Source organism: Polyangium fumosum, assembly GCF_005144585.1.
Lineage (GTDB): Bacteria > Myxococcota_A > Polyangia > Polyangiales > Polyangiaceae > Polyangium > Polyangium fumosum.
The window spans coordinates 1-21,578 of the sequence record NZ_SSMQ01000071.1; the positions used below are offsets into that span (position 1 = coordinate 1).

Genomic DNA, 21,578 nt, shown 5'->3' on the forward strand with positions numbered 1-21,578 from the left:
CTTCCGTCGCATCGTGGTACGGTACGAGCGCCACGTCGAAAACTTCCTTGGCTTTGTCCACCTCGGATGCATCGTCGTGTACCTCAGGAGACTCCTGGAAGATTTATGAGATGACTTCTCGTGTCCTCGCCGTGGATCCACACGACGGCCGGCGGGTGTGGCTCGGGACCTGGGGTGAAGGGATCTGGCGCTCCGAGGACGCGGGGCGAACCTTCCAGAACCTCGCGCTCGAAGGGCTCGAGGTGCAGTCTCTGGTGGTCGATTTCGCGAAGAAGGAGGCCGGCGCCGAGGCGTGGGTCGCAGCGACGAACCTCGCGATCCCGAGCGGCGTGTTCCATTACGGGACACGCTGAGCGCATGGGCTTGCGGTCGCACGACCACGGAGATAGGGGTGAAGGGTGAGCCTTCGAGAGCTTCGGGGGAAAGGCCTATTGGCAACGTGCCGTCATTCCCTCGTCGACGCATGTCTGGTTTGAGTCCGCGCAGTCGAACGCCACCACGAAGCGGGAAACCCCCTCGGGGCTGATGAGCTTTGGACTGCACATCAGCCGGACCGTGCCGTCGCACGCGCCGTCGAAGGTGTCGTCACACGTGGTTTCCGGCGCGCGCGCGCAGTAGGCCAAGCCCTCCGTGGGTTCGACGCAGACCTCGTTGGGCGCCTCGCAAGGCGTACTGCTCACCTTCCGGTTGACGACCTGGTCCGGTCCTTCCCCGCAGATTTCCAGTACGTTGCCATTGCATTGTTCCTTGAAGCTGCACTCGTTGCCGCACCCGTTCAGTGCCAGGAACATCGCGGCTGCCAGGAAGATCTTCCCCATGGCCCCGAGTGATGGCCCGATGGGCGCCCGGACACAAGTCCTTTTGCACGCACGGCCGTGCTCGCACCTGGGCGCGCAGCACGGATGCTGGCCGAAGGCGCCCGGGCCGCCGGCGCTCAGCTCCGTGCAGGCACGAGAGCCGCGCGGTGCGCTTCGAGGAACGCGGCGACGGATTGCGGCGCGTGGCCGGTCAAATCCTTCACCACGCTCGTTGCCACCGCGAGCTCGCCTTTCTGCGCGGCGACGTCGAACGAGACGAGCAGCTTGGCCACGCCCGGCGGAAGGCCGTGCTGCACGAGCCCGGCCTCGAGCGCGTCCGGCGGCACGGACACGTGATTCACGGTGCGGCCCGAGAGCTCGCTCGCGATCGCTGCGATCTCTGCGCTCGTCACCGTGGCGGGCCCCGTCACGTCGAGCGTACGCCGTCCCGCAGCGGCCCCGGACAGGGCGGCCGCCGCCGCGCGCGCGCAGTCTTCGCGCGTGACGAGCCCAATCGCGCCTTCGCCGCGCGCATCGACGAGCTGCCCTGAAGCGATCGCCTGCGGAAGCGATTGAAGTAGCAGGTCCGCGTAGAGGTTGTTGCGCAGGATCGTGAAATCGAGGCGGGAGGCCGCGAGGGCCGCCTCGGTCTCGCGATGGTCCCCTGCAATGAGAACGGGCGAGCCGACGCGCGGGTTCGTGAGCGACGTGTAGACGACGTGCGTCACGCCAGACACCTCGAACGCGCGCAGCGCGGCGGCGTGCTGCGCGAGGCGGCGACCGGGACGATCGAGGGCGTCGGTGCTGATGAGCAGCGCGCGGCCCACGCCTCGAAAAGCGTCGGCGAGTCCTTTTTCGTCCTCGAAGTCGGCGCGCCGGACCTCGACCCCCTTCGCGGCGAACTCCTTCAACGCTTCGGGCGTTCGTGTGGTCGCGACGATCGGCCCCACGCCCTGGGCGAGCAAAAGCTCGAGCACGCGCCGGCCGAGGTGGCCCGAGGCGCCCGTCACGAGAAACGCTTGATTCGACATGCTCTCCTCCTTGAAAGACCCGCCGAATCTAAACTCGTGCTACGTTGAGGACAATCTCCGTTCTCGAGCGTCTGTGGTGCAAGATGGCAACAATCGATCTGAACCTCGTCCGCGCCTTCATCGCCGTGCACGACACGGGCAGCTTTTCGAACGCCGCCGCGCGGCTCGGCGTGCCTCGCTCGACCGTGAGCCGGGCCGTCGCGGCGCTGGAAGAATCGCTCGGGCTCCTCCTGTTTCACCGGACGACGCGAAAAGTGTCGCCGACCACGGCGAGCGCGGCCCTTTATGATCGCGTGGCGCCTTCGCTCGCGGCGCTCGAGCTCTCCCTCGCGGATCTGCCGGAGCGCGAAAAGGCCCCGTCGGGTCTGCTCCGCGTGACCACGACCGTGGATCTCGGCGCCGCCGTCCTCGCGGAGGCCGTCACGCGGTTCACGACGCGGTATCCGAGCACCCAGGTGGAGGTGCACCTGACCAACAAGCTGGTGGATCTCGCGGCGGAGGGGTTCGACCTCGCGCTGCGGGTCTTCGTCGGGCCTTTGCGAGATTCACCGCTCATCGCGAGGAAAGTCGGCACCATCAACCTCCGGCTTTACGCGTCCCCTGCGTACGTCGCCCGGCGAGGCGCGCCTCGCACGCCGGAGGAGCTCGCGTCGTATGATTGGGTCGGGTTCGTCGGGACATCTCCCGTGTACCTCACGCAGCCGGGCTCCCGGACCGCCGTGGATGTGCGCACGCGCGTGGCGAGCGACGACATGTCCTTCCTGCGCGAGGTATTGAAGCAGGGCGCGGGGATCGGGACGCTCCCGTCGTTCGCCGCGGACGCCGACGTCGCCGCAGGCACCCTGGTCCGCGTCCTGCCGCAATGGGTGGTCACCACGGGGACGGTCTATTTGATGCATCCGGGCCGCAAGCACGTGCCACGCAAGGTGACCGCCTTTCGCGACCTGCTCGCCGAGATGTTGCGGCAGCGCCCGCTCTCCGCGGCGACCGACGAACCGTAAGCGCTCGTTCGGCGAGCTTGCTCGCGTCTCCCCTACTCCGCCGGCTGCCCCAGAAGCGCCGTGAGCATCGCGACGGGGCTCCCGGTCGGCCGCCCGAATTGCCAATCCGGCGGATCCACCACCACGCCCCCGATATCGAGGTGCACGAACGGGATCCGCTCGCCCCGCAGGCCCGACGCGATATCGAGGAACGCAAACGGAAATTGATGCCCGCGCGGCGTGTTCACCGACGCCAATCGGTTCGAGCTGACGACGTCCTCCGCGCTCGATCGCGGCGCCACGAACGAGTAATCCTCCCGCCGCGGCCGCGACTTCTCCACCGGCTCCCCCCACGCCTCGCCCAGCCGATCCAGCAGATCGAGCGTCCCCGCCCGCTGCGCCGGGCCATTGCCGATCGCGCCGACGTAGGGCCCGAACGCGCGGTACACGTGGCCCGTGAGCGTCGCGATCGAGAACAACGTCGGCGAAGGCGTGCGCTCCGCGATCGTCTTCGCCTCGGCCAAAAGATCGGCCAGCACGAGCCGCCCCTCCGCGTCCGTGTTCCCGATGCGCACCCGCACGCCCGAACGCGCGCGGATGATCTCGTCGCTCACGAACGACTCGTCGCCCACGCTGTTCCGCACGAGCCCGAGCAGCCCCACCACGCGCACCGGCAGCTTGAGCAGCGAAGCCGCTAGCACGAGCCCCGCGACCGCGCCCGCGCCGCCTTTGTCGCGCGACATCCCGGCCATGTGCCCGTCCGTCTTCAGATCCGCGCCCCCCGTGTCGTACGTCACGCCCTTGCCCACGAGCACGAGCGTCCGCGACGCCGGCGCCTCGGGCGTGTACGAGAGCCGCACCACGCACGGCCGGTGACGCTCGACCCCCATCGACGCCCGCGCCACCGCGGCGAGCAGCGGATACCCCGACACGTCGTGCTCCACCTCGACGCGCACGCCCGTGCCGCGAAACGCGATCTCGCAAAGCTCCGCGATCCGGCGCGGCGCCATGCGCTCCGGCTCCGTGCCCGCGATGTCGCGGCAGAGCGCGCGCCCGTGATCGATCGCCGAGAGCGACCGCGCCCGCGCCTCGTCGAGGCCCACGATGCCCACGGCCTCGGCCGTGCGCGGCGCCTTGCTCGCCTCCCGCGCCTCGACCGGCGCCCACTGGCTGCCGAGCGCCGCGAGCGCCGCCACCTCCCGCGCGCGGGCAAACCGCGGCCCGGAAGGCGCATGCACCCACACGAGTGGCCGCGTCGCGCCCGCGTCCACCGCGCGGCTCGTCCCTGCGGCCACGGCCTCCGCCACGCTGCGCACGTCGTCCGTGTCCTCGCCGAGCGCGCCCATCGGCACCACCACGAGCCGCCCCCCGGGCAGCGCCGGCGCCGCGATCACCGCCGGAGGCCGCGGGCCTCGCTCGAGCGCCGCGTCGGCCTTGAGCGCGCACGCGAGCGCCGCGGACACGGGGCCCGTGAGCGTCGCGCGCGTGCTCATCGGCGAGGGCGCGACGAGGACCAGGGCGTCAAAGGGCAAACCTTCGAGGGAACTTTGGGCGAGCGCGTCCTCGGGTTGACCGAGGAGCAACGGCGGATCGTAGGAGGACATCAGGGGCCCATCCTAAGGGAAGCCGCCCGGGCGCCGCAACCGAGGGCGTCAAGCTTCGGACGGCACGCTTGTGCTGGCCAGCGGGGCCGAGGTGCTTTAGATGACTCCCGTTTTCCGATTGGGGGTTACGCTCGGACGAGCCGAGCTACGCCCCCAAACCCTCGTTTGCCGATGGGGGCTACGCTCGGACGAGCCGAGCGTAACCCCCAAACCCCCGTTTGCCGATGGGGGCTACGCTCGGACGAGCCGAGCGTAACCCCCAAACCCCCGTTTGCCGATGGGGGCTACGCTCGGACGAGCCGAGCGTAACCCCCAAACCCCCGTGCCCATGCCGATCACCCCCCGCTACCGCCCCGCGCCCCGCATCTCCTTGCTCGGCGACGGCTTCGCCGACGTCGTCACGGCCGCGCGATTCCCGACCCGCACACTTCGCTTCCGCAACCAGCGCTGGGCCAGCCGCCTCGGCCTCGGCGAGCTCGACGCGGAGGAATGGGAGCGCCATTTCGGTCGCCTCGAGCCCCTGCCGGAGAACCTGCCCGCGCCGCTCGCCTTGCGCTACCACGGGCATCAGTTCGACGTGTACAACGCGTACCTCGGCGACGGCCGCGGGTTTCTCCTGGCTGAGCTCGAAGATCCCGAGGACGGAAGGCTCCTCGATTTCGGCACGAAGGGCAGCGGGACGACGCCGTATTCGCGCGGCGGGGACGGGCGGCTCACGCTGAAGGGCGGCGTGCGCGAGGTGCTCGCCGCGGAGATGCTCGAAGCGCTCTCCGTGCCCACGTCAAAGGCGTTTTCCTTGTTCGAAACGCACGAGGCCTTGTTCCGAGGCGACGAACCCTCCCCCACCCGCTCGTCCCTCCTCGTCCGCCTCTCACACAGCCATATCCGCTTCGGCACGTTCCAGCGGCACGCCTACCACCGCGATGTCGCGCGTTTGTCGCAATTGCTCGACTTCTGCATCACCCATTACGTGCCCGAGGCTGCCGGCGGCCCGGATCCGGCGGTCCGGTTCGTCGAGGCCGTGGCGCGGCGCTCGGCCCGGCTCGTCGCCGCGTGGACCGCCGCCGGGTTCGTCCACGGCGTCTTGAACAGCGACAACATGAACATCACGGGCGAGAGCTTCGATTATGGGCCATATCGCTTCCTGCCCACGCTCGATCCCTCGTTCATCGCGGCCTATTTCGATCACACGGGCCTGTATGCCTTCGGGCAGCAGCCGCGCGCGGTGGCGCTCAACCTGACGCGCCTCGCCGATGCCCTGCGCCTCGTCTCCCCCTCGGCCGCCTTCGCCCCCGCGGTGCGCGCATTCGAACCGGGGCTGCGCGAGGCGCGCGCAGCCGCGTTCCTCGCGCGGATGGGCCTCTCGCCCTCGGATCCGGACGTCGACGCGAGCCTCACCGAGGCCATCGAGCTTTTCCTCGAAGACAGCCAGGTCCCCTTCGATCGATTCTTCTTCGACTGGTACGGCGGTGTCCAGAGCGAGGCGCGCGCACGAGCGAGCGAGGCATCGAGGTTTTACCAAGGAGAACGATTTGATGCGCTGCGGAGCTTGTTCGAGCTCTACACGCCCGCCCGCCCCGACGCGCTCTCGCACCCGTATTTCCAGGGGGATGCCCCGTGCTCGTTGCTCATCGACGAAATTGAATCGCTCTGGCACGCGATCGATGCGCACGAGGACTGGGCGCCGTTCGAGGAGAAGGTGGCGGAGATCCGTCGCATGGGAGAGGCGCTCGGCGCGAAGGCGCCGGCGGGGTGAAATCGGCACCCGGGACGATTCAGGGCGAAAGCAGGGTGGCGCAGCAGACCGTCGTGGGCCCTGAGGTCTTCACCGCGCCTTCGCCCTTGGGCATTGGACAAGCCTCGGGGCCGAGCTGCGGCGTCGGGGGCTTGACCTCGACCGAGCCGCCCAGGCCGACACCAACGCAGGTATTCGGCAGGATCTTGTTGTCGCCGCTGCACCCGAGCTCGAATGGCGTCGTCAGGAACACCCCATCCACGGGGCAAACCACCTTGCTCGCATCACACGTGCAGCTCGTACACGACCGGCCCTCCGCGAACTGCTCGTACGCCATGAATCGCTCGAACGTCCAGCCCTCGGGACACTCCACCTCGGCGGCTTTCGTAATGCAAATGGAATCGCTATAGAATCCCGCCTGCGGCGTCACGCACGAGCCCCCGCCCGCGCAATCGGAGGCGGCGGACGCGTCGCATAGGTAGACGTTGGTTTGCCAGAGGTGCTTGTACTTGAGGCCGCCACCTTCGCCGGTCGGCTCACACGCGGCCTCCACGCCCACCTTGGGTTGGGGCAAACCCGTCACCTTGCAGGACGAGCCGAGCGCGCCCCCCGGCAGGCTGGCGCCCCCGGTGCATCCGCTCGGGATGTCCTTGGGCGTGCCGGAGTTGCACCCGGCGCCCGCCCAGCACGAAAGCAAGGCGCCGCTGCACCCGACACCTTCAGACACCGTGCATTCGCAGGCATTGCATTCGCTCGGCGAGGGGTCGGCGTGCAGGACGTCGGGCGGCCCGCCGCTCGGGCACGGCTGAGGGCCCGTCTGGTGATCGGTCGCGCGCCCCAAAAAGGGCCCGATCCAACCATCCCCCGTGGGCACCGGCGGGACACAAACCGACCCGGTCGAACAGAGCGCGCCGCCATTGCCGCCCGAACCGCCCGCAGCCCCAGCGCCGCCGCTGCCGCTGCCGCCTGGACCCGGCATCCCGCCCGCGCCCCCGGTGCCACTCGTACCGCCGGTTCCGCCCTCGCCGCCGGTCGACGCGCCGGTATTCGCGGTCGGGGGCTGGTAATCCGTCAGGGCACACGACGCGATACCGATCGCCGCGAACGCACCCATCGTCGCCCCCACGAGCGCGCCGCGCATCGTCCAACCGCTCATCGTTCGTCCTCCTGAAAAATAAGAAAGCCGGCTCGCTCCCGGCACGGATGGCGTCCGGGCCACCTCTCGCGGGCGGCCCGCCTGCCCGGAAACACGATATCCGAACGGCGGACGCCCGTCATCTGCGCTCGCCGCCGCGGCAGCGACGATTCAATGCTGTTCAAACGTGCCATCTCTTGGTTTGATGCGCCGAGCCATCATGCACGACGCATCGCCGGCCGAGCTCCTCGTCGTCGCTGCCCCGAGCCAGGACGGCCGCGCCTCCCGCATCACCGAGCGCCTCGAAGAGCGCGGCCTGCGCGTGAAGCGCTGGCCCGAAGAGGACGACAGCGCCGATCCCGCCCGCTCGTTCGGCCGCGCCGCGAAGTCCGCCGCCGCGATCGTCCTCTTCGTCGATCGCAGCGTCGCCGCCGGCAAGATCGGCGCACCCGAGGAGCTCCTCCCCGCGCTCGTCAAAGTGATCGACAAGCTCCTGCTCGTCGCCGTCGATCGGCCCGCGCTCGCCCCGTTCGTCGATCTGCGCGCCGACATCCTGCCCGCGCGCGGGGACCTCGCCGAGCTCGACGAGGGTTCGGCAGGGGACGTCGAGCGCCACGTCGTGCACGAGATCCTCGCCGAGGTGGATGCGTCCCACGCGCCCGTGCGCACGGACGCCTTCGACGAGTACCGCCTGCTTCTCGACAGCACCGAGCGCGTCGTCGAGCGCAGGCGCGGCACGACGCAGACGTTCCTCACGGTGAACGCGGGCCTCTCGGCGGTCGTCGCCTTCCTGATCAAGGACCTCGCGCTCACGGGCACGCGCCTCGCGTTCGTGACGATCCCGCTCTTCGTGATCGGCATGCTCGCGTGCCACCTCTGGAAGCGCACGATCCTCCAGTACGAAGCCCTCGTCGACTGGCGCTACCGCCAGCTCCGACGCATGGAGCGGCGGCGCTTCGTCGGCAGCTACCGCGTCTTCACGCGCGAGTGGGAGGGGCTCTACGCGCCACGCGGCAAGAAGCGCTTCGGCTTCTCGGGGCTCGAGGCCACGGTGCCGGCCACCTTCTTCGCGCTCTACGCTCTCGGCCTGGCGTTCGCGCTGGCCTCGCTCGTCGGTCTGCTCGATCGGCTGCGACCTTGAGCGCGCCGGACGCACACCGTCCCCTGCCGCAGGGGCGGAATTTCAGCGCCTTCACGGGCCCTTGGAAGAGTCCGTAGAGCCGGACCTCGGCGAGGGTTGTGGAGAGTCCGGCGGGAGCGGTATAGTTCGGCTGGATCCGCGTGCCCGGCTCGGGCGTACCCTTCGCTTCCTCATGCCGCCTTCGTCCCAACACCCGCCCGCGTCCGCTCGACCGCCGAGCAGCGCCGCGATCACGGGCGCAGCGGAGAACCCCGATCCCTCGGAGGCGGAGGCGCGAGCCATGGCCGACACGCAGGACGCGCCCCGCTCCGGAATGCCGCGCTCCACGCCGCCGCGCTCCACGCCGTTCGAGGCCTCGCCCGCCGCGAGTTACCTCGCCGGGGACGTGATCGCCGGCAAGTACCGGCTGTCGAAGGTCCTCGGCGAGGGCGGCATGGGCGCGGTGTGGCTCGCGAAAAACCTCACGCTCGACATCGACGTCGCCGTCAAGCTCATCCGCCGCGACTTCGCCACGGCCGAGGCGTCGCAGCGCCTCCTGCAAGAAGCGCGGGCCGCGGCGCGCATCGGGCATCCCTCGATCGTGCGCGTGTTCGACTTCGGCACGACGGAGCAGAAGGACCCCTTCATCGTGATGGAGGTCCTGCACGGCGAGTCGCTCGGGCAGACGATCTCGCGCCGTCGCAGGCTCTCGCCCGCGGCCGCCGTGCGCACGCTCCTGCCCGTCGCGAGCGCGCTCGCGGCCGCGCACGCGAAGGGCATCGTCCATCGGGATCTCAAGCCCGACAACGTCCTGCTCGTGACCGACGATCGCGGCGCTGTCGTGCCCAAGATCGTCGACTTCGGCATCGCGAAGCTGCACCACGAGGAGGTCGTGCGCACGACGACGCAGGCGGGCGTGATCCTCGGCAGCCCGCACTACATGTCGCCCGAGCAAGCGTGTGGCCGCAGCGACGTCGATCATCGCACCGACATCTGGGCGTTCTGCGTGATGCTCTACGAGGTCACGACGGGCCTCAAGCCCTTCGACGGGGGGAACTACAACGCGCTGCTCAGCGCGATCTTGCTGCGCGATCCGGAGCCCTGGTCCGTGCACGAGATCGACGACGAGGAGCTCTGGTCGATCGTGCAACGAGGCCTCATGAAAGAGGCCGACGATCGCTGGCAGTCGATGCGCGAGCTCGGCGCCGCGCTCGCCGCGTGGGCGCAGAGCCACGGCGTGGAGACCGACGCCGCGGGCAACTCGCTCCGCGCCCACTGGCTCGAACCCGAGGAGCATCGGCCGCTCTCCGATAGGCCGCCGATGTCCGCCCTGCAGCCCTCGTCGCCGCGGCCGCGCATGATCTCCGAGCGCGAGATCGCTCCGCTGCGCTTGCCGTCGGACGTCGACGGCGAGGCGGCCGATCCCGCGACGCAGAGCGCGGAGGGCGACGCCGAGACGAGCGGTTCCATCCGCCCTCCTTCGAGCGTCCCCTCGCCGACGACGAGCACGCGCCCGCCCGAGCGACGCTCGCCTGCGCTCTGGATCGGGCCGATCGCGCTCGCGGTCGGCGCCGCCTCGGCGGGCGCGTGGATCTACCTGCAGGGAGATACGTCCACGCAGACCGATGCGAGCGCGCGCGCGCCCGCGGCCCTGACCGCGCCGCTGCCGAGCGAGATCAACACGAAGGCCGCGATCCTCCCCGCGATGCCCTCCGCGGCGCCGCCCCCGAGCGCCGCGCCTGCATCGAGCGCCAGCAGCGACGCCTCCGCGCAGCCGGTCGCGCCGGGCACGAACGCGCCGAACGTCACGAAGCCCCTCGGCGGCAAAAAGGGGCCGGGTCCGAACATGCCTGTCCCCACCGAACCCAACTTCTGAGCTCATGAACGCTCGTGGCACGCCGCTCACGCTCCTCCTCCTTCCCCTGCTGATCACGCCCGTCGCGTGCTCGCTGCTCGCCGAGTCGGAGCTCGCGGGCAAACCCCTCGAAAACGTCGGCGGAGCCGGGGCCACGGGCACGGGCGGCAGCGGGAACGACGGGGGCGGCGGCGCTCCGCCGTGCAACAACGCGTGCAGCGCGAGCGAGGCGTGTTGCGCCGACGCGTGCGTCGATGTCACGGCGAACGTCGAGCACTGCGGAGGCTGCGGGCAGGCGTGTGCGGCCGGCGAGCGCTGCTGCGGCGACGCGGGCTGCGCGGCGTGCTGCGAGACGGCGAACTGCCCCGCGGATCACGAGTGCCTCGGCAACACGTGTGTCCTCCAGTGTGGCGGGGAGACGCAGGCCTGCGGCGAGGTCTGCGCGCTCCTGGATTCGAACCCGCAGCACTGCGGCACATGTTTCAAGGACTGCCTCGCGGGGCATGCGTGTGCGAGCGGAGTCTGTCAGCCCGGCTGGGTGGAGATGACCCCCATGAACGCGCCCACGCCGCGGCAACGCGCCGCGGCCGCGTGGGCGGGCACGAAGCTCTTCGTGTGGGGCGGCCAGAACGCGCAGGGCGCGCTCGGCGATGGCGCGCTCTACGATCCCAAGACCGACACGTGGACGGCCGTCAGCGCCATGGGCGCGCCCGAGCCGCGCGTCGACGCCGTCGCGGTGTGGACCGGCGAGCGTGTCCTCGTCTGGGGCGGCGGCCCCGCGAACGGCTCCACCGCGCTGAACACCGGCAAGCTCTACGATCTCACGACCGACACGTGGAGCGACGTCGGCATCGCGCCCATCGGCCGGCGCACGCCCGTCGCGTTCTCCACGGGCAGCCGCGTGCTCATCTGGGGCGGCAGCAGCGGCGGCTCGCCCATCGCGGGCGGCGCGCTCTACGACCCCGCCATGAACAAGTGGAGCTCGATGAGCACCGCCAGCGCGCCGAACGCCCGCACGAACACCGGGTGGGTCTGGTCCGGCACGGAGATGCTCCTCTTCGGCGGCCGCCCCTTCGCCGCCGGCGCGTCGAACGAGGGTTTTGGCTACGATCCCGTGATGAACAAGTGGCGCAGCCTTTCCACCCTGAACGCGCCCACCGCGCGGTATGATGCGTTCACCGTGTGGATGAACGGCACGATGCTCGTGCACGGCGGGCGCGACGTGGCCGGCGCCGCCTTCGAAGACGCTGCGATCTACGACCCGATGAGCAACGTCTGGAGCTCCACGACCACGAACGGAAAGCGCTCCGCGCCGATGGGCCGGACCGGCGTCGCGGGCTACGCCGGCACCCGTGCCGTCCTCGCCGGCGGCCTCGACACGACGCAGAAGATCGCGCTCGACGGAGCCGCGTACGACGTCACGAACGCGTCGTGGAGCGCGATCCCGCCCTGGCCCTCGATGGCCGATCACGAGTACGGCGTCGCCGTCTGGACCGGCGAGGAGATCCTCCTCTGGAGCGGGCTCGACAACGGCACCTTGATCTCCGCGGGGGAGCGCTACCGTCCTTGACCGTGATCCCGAGGCGTATCGTCTCCTCCCTCGTCCTCGTTGCGATGCTCTGGAGCCATGGGCTCGCGCATGCGCAGAGCCCTGCGGACGTCGCCCTCGCGCGTGAGCTCTTCCGCGACGGCGCCAAACTCGCGCAGGAGGGACGCTGGGCCGAGGCGCGCGAGCGATACATGCGCTCGCTCGCCCTCCGGCGCGCGCCGCTCACCCTCTACAGCCTCGGCGTCGCGAACCGCGAGATCGGCCGCCTCGTCGACGCCCTCGAGAGCTTCCGCGCCTTCCTCGTCGAGGCGGATCTGCAGAACGCAGCCAACAAGCCGTACGAGCAGCCGGCGCGTGAAGCCATCGCCGCGCTCGAGCTGCGCGTCGGCCGGCTCGACATCCACATCGCCCCCGCCGCGCCGCCCGCGCTCAGCATGCGCGTCGACGGCGCCGAGGTCCCGCAGGCGGCGCTCGGCTTGCCGCGCATCGTCGATCCGGGCGAGCACACGATCGTCGTGCGCGCGCAGGGCTACCGCGAGGCCACGACGCGCGCCAAGGTCGGCGAGGGCGAACAGAAGGCGATCACGGTGACGCTCGTGCCGCTCGGCCCGAAGGGACCCGGCCCCGGCCCCTTGAAGCCGCCCGGCGGTGGCACGCCGCCGCTCCCGCCCGAGCAGCCCATCGTGCCGATCTTCCTCCTCGCCGGCGGCGCCGTCGCCCTCGCGTCGGGCCTCACGGTCGGATTGATTGGTGTTCAAAAGGCCTCCGATGCCCCCGTGCAGGACGGGCCCGAGGCCGCGCAAGCGCGCAGGTTCGCGCTCGCGGGGGACATCGTCGGCAGCGCCGGCGTCCTCGCCGCGGGTGCGGGGCTCGCGATGCTGCTCCTCGGCAAGCCGCCCGACCCGCCGACCGATCCCTCCGAGGTCTCGGTGCGGCCGTTCGTCTCGCCGACCGGGATCGGCCTCGTCGGCCGTTTCTGATCGCGCCGCGTCTGGTAGCATCGCGCGCATGCGCCTTCCGCGACTCGCCCTCCTCGTCGCCACGGGCCTCGCCTCCTGCGCCTCGCCGGAGCCGCCGAAGCCCGTGCCGGTCCCGCCGGCCGCCCTCGTCCCTCCCACGTTCGGCCCCTCGCCGGAGACGACGCCCGCGCCTCCTGCCGAGGCCGCTCCCTCTTCGGGCATCACGCTCGAACAGCTCCTCGACGTGCACCGCGCGACGGCCCCACGCGCGCTCGGCCGCGAGAAATTCCTGTTCCTCTCGGATGCCCCGGGCACGATGCAGATCTTCTCGGCCTCGCTCGACGCGGCGCCCACGGCCGAGCCGCAGGCCCCGGTGCAGCTCACCAAGTTCCCGGACCGCGTCTCGGATTTGCGCGTCGCGCCCGGCGGCGCGGGCGCCGTGTTCCTCAAGGACAAGGGCGGCGACGAGAACGATCAGATCCACTGGCTCGACCTCGCGGCGGGCGACAAGCCCGAGGCCACGCAGGCGCTCACGGACGCGCCCAAGGTCAAGCACACGCTCCCCGTCTTCGACGACGCCGGCAAGCGCTTCGCGTTCACCTCGAACGCGCGCAACGGCAAGGACATGGACCTCTACGTCGAGGCGCTGCCCGCGAAAAAAGACACGTTCGGCAAGAAGCCCATCGCCGAGCTCTCGGGCAGCCACGCCGTCGCTGATTTCGACGGCGATCGTGTCGTCGTCGTCGAGGTCCGCTCCGGCTTCGATCAAGACCTCTGGCTCGTCGACACGAAGACCGGCACGAAAAAGCTCCTCACGAAGCACAAGGGTGACGAGCGCTGGGGCGCCCCGCGCTTCACGCGCGACGGCAAGTCCTTGCTCGTGCTCACCGATCGCGGCCGTGAGTTCCTCTCGCTCGTGGCGCTCGACATCACCAGCGGCAAGATCACCCCGATCTTCGAACCCGATCACGACGTGCAGGACGTCACCGTCCCCGCGTACACGAGCCCCAAGGCCGAGGCGTCCCAGCCCGAGGACATCGTCGCGCTCACGGTGAACGTCGGCGGCGTGGAGGAGGTGCACGTCGTCACGCTCGACGCGAAGCGGAAGATCGTGGCGAAGAAGAAGGCCGACCTCGGCGGCGTGGTGACGAGCGTGAACCTCGCCCCGACCGGCGACGCGGCCTTCGTCGGCCTCGAGCGCCCGAACCTCCCGACCGAGGTCTATCGCGTCGACGTCGCGACGGCCGCGGTCACGCGCGCGACGAAGAGCCACCACGCGGGCATCGACACCTCGAAGCTCGTCTCGCCGGAGCTCCTCACGATGAAGACCTCCGACGGCCGCGCCGTCTCGTTTTTTTATTACCAGACGACGCCCGCGGCCGGCGAGAAACGGCCCGTCGTGATCTCCGTGCACGGCGGCCCCGAGGGACAGGCCCAGCCCACCTTCAGCCCGCTCGTGCAATCACTCGCGCTCGCCGGGTATGCGGTGGCGACCCCGAACGTGCGCGGCTCGACGGGCTACGGCAAATCGTTCTCCCACCTCGACGACAAGGAGAAACGCGAGGACTCGGTCCGGGATCTCTCCGAGGTCGGCAAGTTCATCGCGGCCCGCCCCGACGTCGATCCCACGCGGATCGCGCTCATGGGCGGCAGCTATGGCGGATACATGGTCCTCGCCGGGCTCACGCTCTACCCCGATCAATGGGCGGCCGGCGTCGACATCGTGGGCATCGCCAATTTCCGCACCTTCCTCGAACAAACCGCTCCTTATCGCCGGGCCCTGCGCGAAGCCGAATACGGCTCGCTGGCGAAGGACGGCGCCTTCCTCGACCGCGTGAGCCCCATCCACAAGGTCGACCGCATCAAGGCCCCGCTCATGGTCGTGCACGGCACCCGGGATCCCCGCGTCCCCATCGGCGAGGCTCGCCAGATCGCCGAGGCCGTCAAGAAGCGCAACTTGCCCGTCGAGCTCATGACCTTCGAGGACGAGGGCCACGGCATCGCCAAGCGTAAGAACCGACTCGTCGCGTTCCCCGCGATGATCCAGTTCCTCGACAAACACGTGAAGGCGAAGGCCGCTCCCTGATACCCCAAAAAACGCGGCGCCCGGGCCGAGAGGCCACGCGCGCCGCGTTTCTCTTTCGAATCGGGGGACGAGCGCCCGTTCAGGGCAGGAGCCTCGAGAGGAAGCTCCACTTCGTCGACTGTCCCGACTTCATCGCCAGAATCGCTGTGATACCAATCACGCCTGCCGTGCACGCCAGGTTGATCGGTCCCATCACGTTCAACAACCGCATGAACCCCCTTGCCTCCTCGGGCGTCTGGGCCGACGGCTCGCTCCCCGATTGCACGGGCACGGCGCCTTCCGGGGCCTGCTTGCCGAGCTCTTGACCGCTCAGGATGTTCGCCGCGCCCGTGAGGACGGCGGCGCCGAGCAGGATGTCCTTCGCGAGGACGAGCCCGCGTGTCTCCTCGTCGATCGAGCGCCCCGAGATCGCCGCGCGGCCGATGAACCAGGTCAGCGCCGCGACGCCCAGGCTCGCCGCGGTCACCACGTTGTAGTTGCTCCATGCGTCGTGGAGGACCTGTCCTCGCTCCTGCTCGGAGCCGATGTCCTGGACCGCGCGCGAAAGCGCGAGCTTGCCGAAGAGCGGTCCACCGAAGCCGGCGGCGAGGCCGAGATCATGCAGCACCCAGGCGGACGTCGAGAGCACGGCCATGGTCATTCTCCCTTCCTGACGAATGCGATCGGCCCCCCGGGGGAGACCGGTCTTTGCTCACCGCTTCCATGTCTGCACGCGCGATGCCGCGAAAGGCCGCCCCCGCCCGCACGCCCATCGTTGAAATCCCTCGCCCGACCCCTGTAGAACATCCCACGTGAACCGGATCGATCCCTCCGACAAGACCCTCGTCGAGCAGCTCCGCGCCCTCGCCGGCGTCTCGGCCGACACGAATGCGTTCGACATCGTCAGGGAGGACGGCCGGACCATCCACGTCCGCTTCAGCCCCGGCTCGACCGACTCTCTCGACGTGAAGACCGCCATTCTGGAGCACGGCTCCCCGCCGCGCGCCGTCCTGGCGGGGTATCGCAATGGCCGCCGTGAAGGACCGCTGCTCGTCCCGAGGCCCATGCGCCTCCTGCTCCGCAAAGAGACCGCGTCGAATCGTGAGGGCAAAAAGAGCGGCGTGGATCACGAGATCCAGACCGGCGACCCCTCCTTCGACGACGAGGTCTTCATTGATACGTTGATCAACGATGATCTCGTCCGCGCCATCCTCGCCTCGCCCGACGCCCGCGCCGCGATCCTCTCGCTCCTCCGCGACAAATGCCACACGGTCCGTATCGACGAAACGAGCGCCGGCGAGATCTCGCTCGATCTCGTCGAGTTCACCCAACCCGCGCCCGATCAGGCGCGCGGCGCGCGTATCGTCGACGCCCTCGTCCGCCTCGCCGCGTCCTTGCCTCCCCTCCGGGCGAGCGGCGAGGCACCCCCGATGGATCACCAGGCCGCGGCGTCCACGGCCGGCTGCGTTTTTGGCTTCCTCGGCCTCATCGTGACCCCGCTGGTCATGTTCGGCCTCGCGCCGAGCCACTGTGTCGAATCGGACGGGGAAGGATCGAGCCTCGTGTGCAGCGCGGGCCCGGAGTGTTGCGAGCCGCTCTGGGTAGGTTTTTTCGCGGGGATCTTCCTGAGCCTGCCGATGATGCTCCTTCTCCACCGAATGGTGCGCGGGAAGCCGAACTCCTCGACAAACCGGTTCATCTTGCAATGCGCCACCCTCGTCGTGTTCGCCGAGCTCGGGATCATCGTCGCGCGCCTATGGCGTTAGGCTCGGCGACGCGCTACCCGGAGGAACTCTCCGCATGGCTCTGCATCGAGTCAAAGCTCCTCTCGCCCTCGCGCTCGTCGTGGCCGTCGCCGCATGTGGGAACGATTGCGGGGACACCACGAATCTCGCACCCGCGCCCGCCCCCGCGGCGCCCGCCCCGGCCCCCCCGAATGCCGGGCACGAGGCCACGCGCGACGCCGCGACGCCGGATGCCCCCACGAACCCCCCTGCATTCGTCACCGTATTCGCCGCGGGCGACGTGAGCTTCGGCCGCCTCGTCGGCCAGATCCTCCTGCGCGAGCCGGACCGCGCCCTGTTCGCGCCGATGGAACCCCTCCTCCGCGCGGCGGACGTGCGCTTCGTCAACCTGGAGGGGCCGATCAGCGATCAGGGAACCGAGACCGTCTCCCCCGAGAACAACCTCGTCTTCAATGGCCCGCCCGCCTCGGCCGACGCCCTCGCGCGCGCCGGGATCGACGTCGTCTCCACGGCGAACAACCACGCCTGGGATTACGGCAAATCGGCCCTGCTGGAGACGCTCGATCACCTCGATCGTGCCTCCGTCCTGCACGCGGGCACGGGCGCGACCCTCGAAAAGGCCTTCGAGCCCGCCATCGTCACGCGGCGCGGGTTTCGCCTGGCCTTCCTCGCGGTCACCGACGTCTGGAACCAGGGCGCCCTTTCCAAGCACCCGGGCCGCGCCCACGTCGCCAGTGCCGATCGCGAGGCCCTCGTCCGCGCCGTGCGGGCGCTCCGCGCACGAGGCGACCTCGACGGCATCCTCGTCAGTCATCACGGCGGCGAGGAATACCGCGAAGATCCGCTCCCCGGCACGCGCGCCCTCGCCGAGGCCGTCCTCGACGCGGGCGCCGACGCCTTCCTCGGCCACCACCCGCACGTCGTGCAAGGCGTCTCGTTCCACGCCGGAAAGCCCATCGTCTACAGCCTCGGCAACCTGCTCATGCGCATGCACAGCGGCCATCCCTGGACCGAGATGGGCCTCGCCGTGAAAATCGAGCTCGAAAAGGGCGCCCCGCCCCGCCTCTTCGCGTGCCCCTTCCGCATTCACGGCATCGAGCCGATCCCCCTCGCCCGCGACCCGAGGCGCAAGGCCTACGACTCCCACTTCTTTGGTCGATTCCAGGCCTTGTCGCGCCGCGTCGGGGGCGCGATCCTCGGCCCCGCCGGCGAGGACGGATGCGCGCCCGTCAAACCGCCGACGCGCGCCGAAACACCGAGATCCTCAGATTCTCTTGCACCGAACTTTCCGTAGTCCCCGCCGGGCATTACCCTTCCTCCATGTTCACGCGAAAGCTCCTCCTCGGCCTCGGCGCCTCGTGCGTCGCGGTCGCACTCGCATTCGCAGCCGCCGGACCCGAGGGCGCGACGCCCGCGCACGCCGCAGCGCCGCCCGAAGTCCGGGGGCCTCGCGTGGCCGTCCTGGCCACGTTCCCGGGCGCCGAGGTCACCTCGCTTTATCTCGTCCAGGCCGGCGGAGGCGCGGATCCCGCCCCTGTCGCCACGTTCGCGCACCTGCCCGACGCCGCCGTGCGCGCCGCCGTCGTCCCGGGCACGCCGTACGTCCTCGCCACGGCCGATACCACGCCCTCGCGCGACGCCTCCTTTAATGCCTCGCTCTTCCGCCTGCGGCCCCACGCGCCGCCCGAGGCGCTCGTCGCCGGGGTCGTCCACGCGAGCCGCCCCCTCGTCACTCCGGCCGGCCGCGTCTTCGTCTCCCGCGGCCGCGCAGGCACCGAAATCGAGGGCCGATTGCGCGTCGATCCCCTCACCGTCGACGAGGTCGACCTCGCGACTGGAAACACCCGCGCCGTCCACGCCGAGCACGGCCACCTCCTTTTCCTCGCGGGCGCGGCCGGTAGCGAGATCCTCCTTTATCGTGTCCTGCCCGATCACGCCGACATCGTCGCCGTGGATCCCGACAGCGGCGCCGTACGTCCCATCGTCGACGACCTCCCGGCCTTCGCCCGTGATTTTTCCGTCGATGCCCGCGGGGAAAAACTCGTCTTCCAAGGACGCCACGAGACGAACAGCCGCACCTGGGTCGTCGACGAAATCGACCTCGCCTCGGGCCGCGCGCGCCGGCTCTTTTCGAGCCCCAACATGAACCTCGCCCCCGCGGTCCTCCCGAGCGGCGGCGTCCTTTACAATCCGCCGGGCCGTGGCCTCTCCACGCTCGACGCCGAGGCGCAGCTCGCCGGCCCCCTCGGCCCCGGCGTCGACATCGTCGCCGCCACGACCGCCGATTCCCGCTGGATCGCCGCCTTGCACACGCAACCGAGCGCGCTCGCCGTGCCTTTCCTCGTCGACACGGAGACCGGCGCCGCCGCTGTCCTCCCTGCGCCCCGCGGGAGCCGCGTGGCCGTGGCCGGGTTTTACCTCGAGAATGGAGGTGCGCTTTGAGCCTTAAGCTTCCCCTCGCCGCCGCCGCCTCGCTCGCCCTCCTCGCCGCGAGTGGCGGCGCCGCTGCGTATTGCCCCTCCTACACCGCGTCGAGCCCCGCGAACGATCAAGGCTGCGCCATCGAGGCCGTGGCCGGGACGAACCCCACGAACGACGAATGGAACGACATCTTCGACATCGTCTCGCAGGGCCCCGCGGCCTGGGGGAATGACGGCCCCTCCGTCGCCGACATCGGCCAGGGCTGCGGCAACCCCGAGCCTTACCAATCCGTCTCCGCGCGGTTCCCTTGCGAATTGCTGAAGGCCCTCACGAAGGTCGAGTCCGGCTGGCGCCAGTTCTGCGTCCCCACGCTGCCGTCGGATCAGGTCGGCGGCGCATCACGCACGATCATCTCCTTCGATTGTGGCTATGGCATCGGCCAGGTCACGAGCGGGATGCACGTCGGTGAGACCCCGGATTTCGACCGCGAGCGCGTGGCCTCCGATCCTTTCTACAACCTCGCCACGAGCACCCGCATCCTCGCGGCGAAATGGAAGGCGACGAAATGCGTCGGCGACAACCAGCCCAAGATCGTCGAGCACTGGTACACGGCCACGTGGGCCTACAATGGCCTCGCCTACGTGAACAACCCGAACAACCCGAACTACGACCCGAACCGCGGCGTGTGGAAGCCGTCCGTGGGCGGCGCCGCGCCCTACCAGGAGAAGGTCTTCGGGTTCATGGAATTCAATAGCCAGTGGGAGACGATCGAGCCGGCCTACCCGAACCCCGGCGACATCGGCGGAGGCACGAGCCCGCCCGCGCTCTCCGATCCCGATTGCGCCTCCCCCACGGATTGCGAAGCCAAACGCCCGACCCACGTCACCACGTGCAGCGGCGCGGTCGGCGGAAGCGGCGGCGCGGGCGGAAGCGGCGGCGCAGGCGGAAGCGGAAACGGCGGCGCAGGCGGGAGCGGCGGCGGCGGTGGCAACGGCGGCGGAGCAGGCGCAGGCGGAGACGCAGGCGGAAACGGCGGCGCGGGCGGAGCCGGCCCCGACGACGACGGCAATGGCGCGGTCCGCGGCGTCATCACCTGCCAATGCCGCGCCGCCGGCACCCACGAAACGATCCCCGGCTGGCTCGGCCTCGCGACGATCGCCGCCTTGGGTGGGCTCGGCGCGCGCCGCCGCCGCCGGTAATCCCAGGGGCCGACGGGGGCCGGGGACGCGTCGCCCCGGCCCTCCCCGGCTTCACGCGTGGGCCCGCATCACGGGCAGGCGAGCGACCTCATTTCCTGCACGCGGAACGGCAGCTCCTTTTGCAGGATGAAATCCGAGATGCGCGTCTCCGGGCCGCTGCGGCTCCGCGACACGTGAAGAAAGTTCGTGCTCGTCTCGCCCGCGTGGCAACCATTGCACGTCCCGACCGAGAACTTCTGCCGAAGATCGTCTGCCACGTCGGGGATCTCCCAGATGAAGGTGTTCGTCGGCACGCGGGCCGATCCACCGTTGAATGGCTGGCCCTTGAACCGGGCCCCCACCTTGTACGTCCCGTCCAGGATCTTGCGCTCGTTCTGCCGCACGAACTCGGTGAGGAGCGGCGTCTTGTTGTGGACGAGGTCCGGCGTCAGCCCCACGCTCGCCGGCAAGAGCCTGCCGCGCGAGTCGATCTCGAATTGCCGCAGCTCCCACAGGGGCGTCGCGTCGCCGGAGGTCAAGGCGATCTCGTTCGTCCGGAGCTGGTTCAGCACGCTGCCCGCGGGCATCCCTTGCCACGACTTCGCGCTCACGAATTTCTCGGTCAGCGCTTCGAGCTTCGCGTTGTAATCGGGCCCGAACGGCAGCGCCCCGAGCGCGTGGAACTCGCGCGCCCACGACTCCGGCGTCTGGCCCCGGTTCGCCGGCAGCTTGTATTCGAAGATCATGGTGAACGGCAGGGCACGCCCGTCGGGCCCGTGCACCTGGTATACGAGCCGCCCCTCGCCCACCCCCTCGCCCACGTTGAGCCGCTTGCGCAGATCGAGCCGATACACGATGGCGAGCAGAGACATCGGCGCCTTGTCGAGCTCGTACGTCTTGCCGTCCGCGCTCTTCGCCCGCCAGGGCGCGAGCACGAGCTCCTCCATCCGCGGGCGCGCCTTGATCGTGAGCCCGTCGACGGTCTGGTCGGTGAGCCACGATTCCATGAATCTCTTGATGAACTCCTGCTCGGCGTGGCCCTTCGTCATTTCCTGGACTGCGTACCCGAACGACCATTTTCCGAATCCACGCGCTCGATCGTCCTGGATCACCGAAAGATCCGTGATGAAAAGCTCCTTCGTGGCATCGACCAAGCAATTGGTGAGCGCCTCCTCGTTTTCCCCGAGGGGCTCCGCCTCTCCCATCTCGGAGACCGACGTCTCACCGCAGCCCGCTCCCAGCACGAGCGCCAGAGCGACCGTGAACAACCCATGCATGTCACGCTTCATGACAATCCCCGCCCCCTCCGCGGAGGCGCGCCCGGTGTTATCGCCGTACGCGGTTTGTCCCGGACGCGTCACCGCGGGGTCCGATGGCTTTTCAGCGCGGCCGTACCCAGCGTCT

Annotated in this window: 18 protein-coding genes; 12 read left to right on the forward strand and 6 right to left on the reverse strand. The window is 70.0% G+C overall.

Annotated features, from left to right (window positions below; translation table 11 throughout):
* Positions 1-110 precede the first annotated feature (110 nt).
* On the forward strand, positions 111-353 hold the full coding sequence (locus E8A74_RS41920) for a beta propeller repeat protein (protein ID WP_136934748.1): 243 nt from the start codon (positions 111-113) through the stop codon (positions 351-353).
* A 75-nt stretch (positions 354-428) separates the two neighbouring features.
* On the opposite strand, the gene E8A74_RS41925 is transcribed toward E8A74_RS41920, so the two are convergent.
* Both E8A74_RS41925 and E8A74_RS41930 read right to left on the reverse strand, forming a co-directional pair.
* On the reverse strand, positions 429-818 hold the full coding sequence (locus tag E8A74_RS41925; protein ID WP_136934749.1) for a hypothetical protein: 390 nt from the start codon (positions 816-818) through the stop codon (positions 429-431).
* Positions 819-934: 116 nt separating this feature from the next.
* Positions 935-1,828 carry an SDR family oxidoreductase gene (locus tag E8A74_RS41930; protein ID WP_136934750.1) on the reverse strand — a complete coding sequence of 298 codons (894 nt, stop codon included), beginning with the start codon at positions 1,826-1,828 and terminating at the stop codon, positions 935-937.
* 83 nt (positions 1,829-1,911) lie between these two features.
* Here E8A74_RS41930 and E8A74_RS41935 point away from each other — a divergent pair, with 83 nt between their 5' ends.
* Positions 1,912-2,829 (forward strand): LysR family transcriptional regulator, encoded by a 918-nt coding sequence (locus E8A74_RS41935; RefSeq protein WP_232379986.1) that lies wholly within the window; start codon positions 1,912-1,914, stop codon positions 2,827-2,829.
* Positions 2,830-2,861: 32 nt separating this feature from the next.
* Here E8A74_RS41935 and E8A74_RS41940 read toward each other — a convergent pair whose 3' ends face one another.
* Entirely contained in the window at positions 2,862-4,412 is a 1,551-nt protein-coding gene (locus E8A74_RS41940; protein ID WP_136934751.1) for a M17 family metallopeptidase, read from the reverse strand.
* A 328-nt stretch (positions 4,413-4,740) separates the two neighbouring features.
* Here E8A74_RS41940 and E8A74_RS41945 point away from each other — a divergent pair, with 328 nt between their 5' ends.
* Positions 4,741-6,168 carry a protein adenylyltransferase SelO family protein gene (locus E8A74_RS41945; protein ID WP_136934752.1) on the forward strand — a complete coding sequence of 476 codons (1,428 nt, stop codon included), beginning with the start codon at positions 4,741-4,743 and terminating at the stop codon, positions 6,166-6,168.
* A 19-nt stretch (positions 6,169-6,187) separates the two neighbouring features.
* On the opposite strand, the gene E8A74_RS53340 is transcribed toward E8A74_RS41945, so the two are convergent.
* On the reverse strand, positions 6,188-7,303 hold the full coding sequence (locus tag E8A74_RS53340; RefSeq protein WP_170229779.1) for a hypothetical protein: 1,116 nt from the start codon (positions 7,301-7,303) through the stop codon (positions 6,188-6,190).
* Positions 7,304-7,502: 199 nt separating this feature from the next.
* Here E8A74_RS53340 and E8A74_RS53345 point away from each other — a divergent pair, with 199 nt between their 5' ends.
* The 5 genes from E8A74_RS53345 (at position 7,503) to E8A74_RS41985 (ending at position 14,851) form a co-directional block, all read left to right on the forward strand.
* Positions 7,503-8,423: a RipA family octameric membrane protein gene (locus E8A74_RS53345; protein ID WP_170229780.1), complete on the forward strand. Its 921-nt coding sequence runs from the start codon at positions 7,503-7,505 to the stop codon at positions 8,421-8,423.
* A 172-nt stretch (positions 8,424-8,595) separates the two neighbouring features.
* Entirely contained in the window at positions 8,596-10,278 is a 1,683-nt protein-coding gene (locus E8A74_RS41970; RefSeq protein WP_170229781.1) for a serine/threonine-protein kinase, read from the forward strand.
* A gap of 4 nt (positions 10,279-10,282) precedes the next feature.
* On the forward strand, positions 10,283-11,827 hold the full coding sequence (locus E8A74_RS41975; RefSeq protein WP_136934757.1) for a Kelch repeat-containing protein: 1,545 nt from the start codon (positions 10,283-10,285) through the stop codon (positions 11,825-11,827).
* A 2-nt stretch (positions 11,828-11,829) separates the two neighbouring features.
* Complete coding sequence (locus E8A74_RS41980) at positions 11,830-12,786, forward strand: peptidase associated/transthyretin-like domain-containing protein (protein ID WP_136934758.1); 957 nt, start codon at positions 11,830-11,832, stop codon at positions 12,784-12,786.
* Positions 12,787-12,814: 28 nt separating this feature from the next.
* Positions 12,815-14,851, forward strand: a complete 2,037-nt coding sequence (locus E8A74_RS41985; RefSeq protein WP_136934759.1) for a S9 family peptidase — start codon at positions 12,815-12,817, stop codon at positions 14,849-14,851.
* 79 nt (positions 14,852-14,930) lie between these two features.
* Here the strand turns inward: E8A74_RS41985 and E8A74_RS41990 are convergent, their stop codons facing one another.
* Complete coding sequence (locus tag E8A74_RS41990) at positions 14,931-15,485, reverse strand: hypothetical protein (protein WP_136934760.1); 555 nt, start codon at positions 15,483-15,485, stop codon at positions 14,931-14,933.
* Between the two features lie 157 nt (positions 15,486-15,642).
* Here E8A74_RS41990 and E8A74_RS41995 point away from each other — a divergent pair, with 157 nt between their 5' ends.
* The 4 genes from E8A74_RS41995 to E8A74_RS42010 are packed head-to-tail and all read left to right on the forward strand — an operon-like array spanning position 15,643 to position 20,195.
* A complete protein-coding gene (locus E8A74_RS41995; protein WP_136934761.1) occupies positions 15,643-16,596 on the forward strand; it encodes a hypothetical protein in 954 nt (317 codons plus the stop codon).
* Between the two features lie 34 nt (positions 16,597-16,630).
* Positions 16,631-17,869 (forward strand): CapA family protein, encoded by a 1,239-nt coding sequence (locus E8A74_RS42000; RefSeq protein ID WP_136934762.1) that lies wholly within the window; start codon positions 16,631-16,633, stop codon positions 17,867-17,869.
* Between the two features lie 26 nt (positions 17,870-17,895).
* Positions 17,896-19,017 (forward strand): TolB-like translocation protein, encoded by a 1,122-nt coding sequence (locus E8A74_RS42005; protein ID WP_136934763.1) that lies wholly within the window; start codon positions 17,896-17,898, stop codon positions 19,015-19,017.
* Positions 19,014-20,195 (forward strand): MYXO-CTERM sorting domain-containing protein, encoded by a 1,182-nt coding sequence (locus E8A74_RS42010; RefSeq protein WP_136934764.1) that lies wholly within the window; start codon positions 19,014-19,016, stop codon positions 20,193-20,195. The genes E8A74_RS42005 and E8A74_RS42010 overlap by 4 nt, the downstream gene beginning before the upstream one ends.
* A 68-nt stretch (positions 20,196-20,263) precedes the next feature.
* Here the strand turns inward: E8A74_RS42010 and E8A74_RS42015 are convergent, their stop codons facing one another.
* The gene (locus tag E8A74_RS42015) at positions 20,264-21,463 is read right to left on the reverse strand and encodes a hypothetical protein (RefSeq protein WP_136934765.1); all 1,200 of its coding nucleotides are present in this window, start codon (positions 21,461-21,463) and stop codon (positions 20,264-20,266) included.
* Positions 21,464-21,578 lie beyond the last annotated feature (115 nt).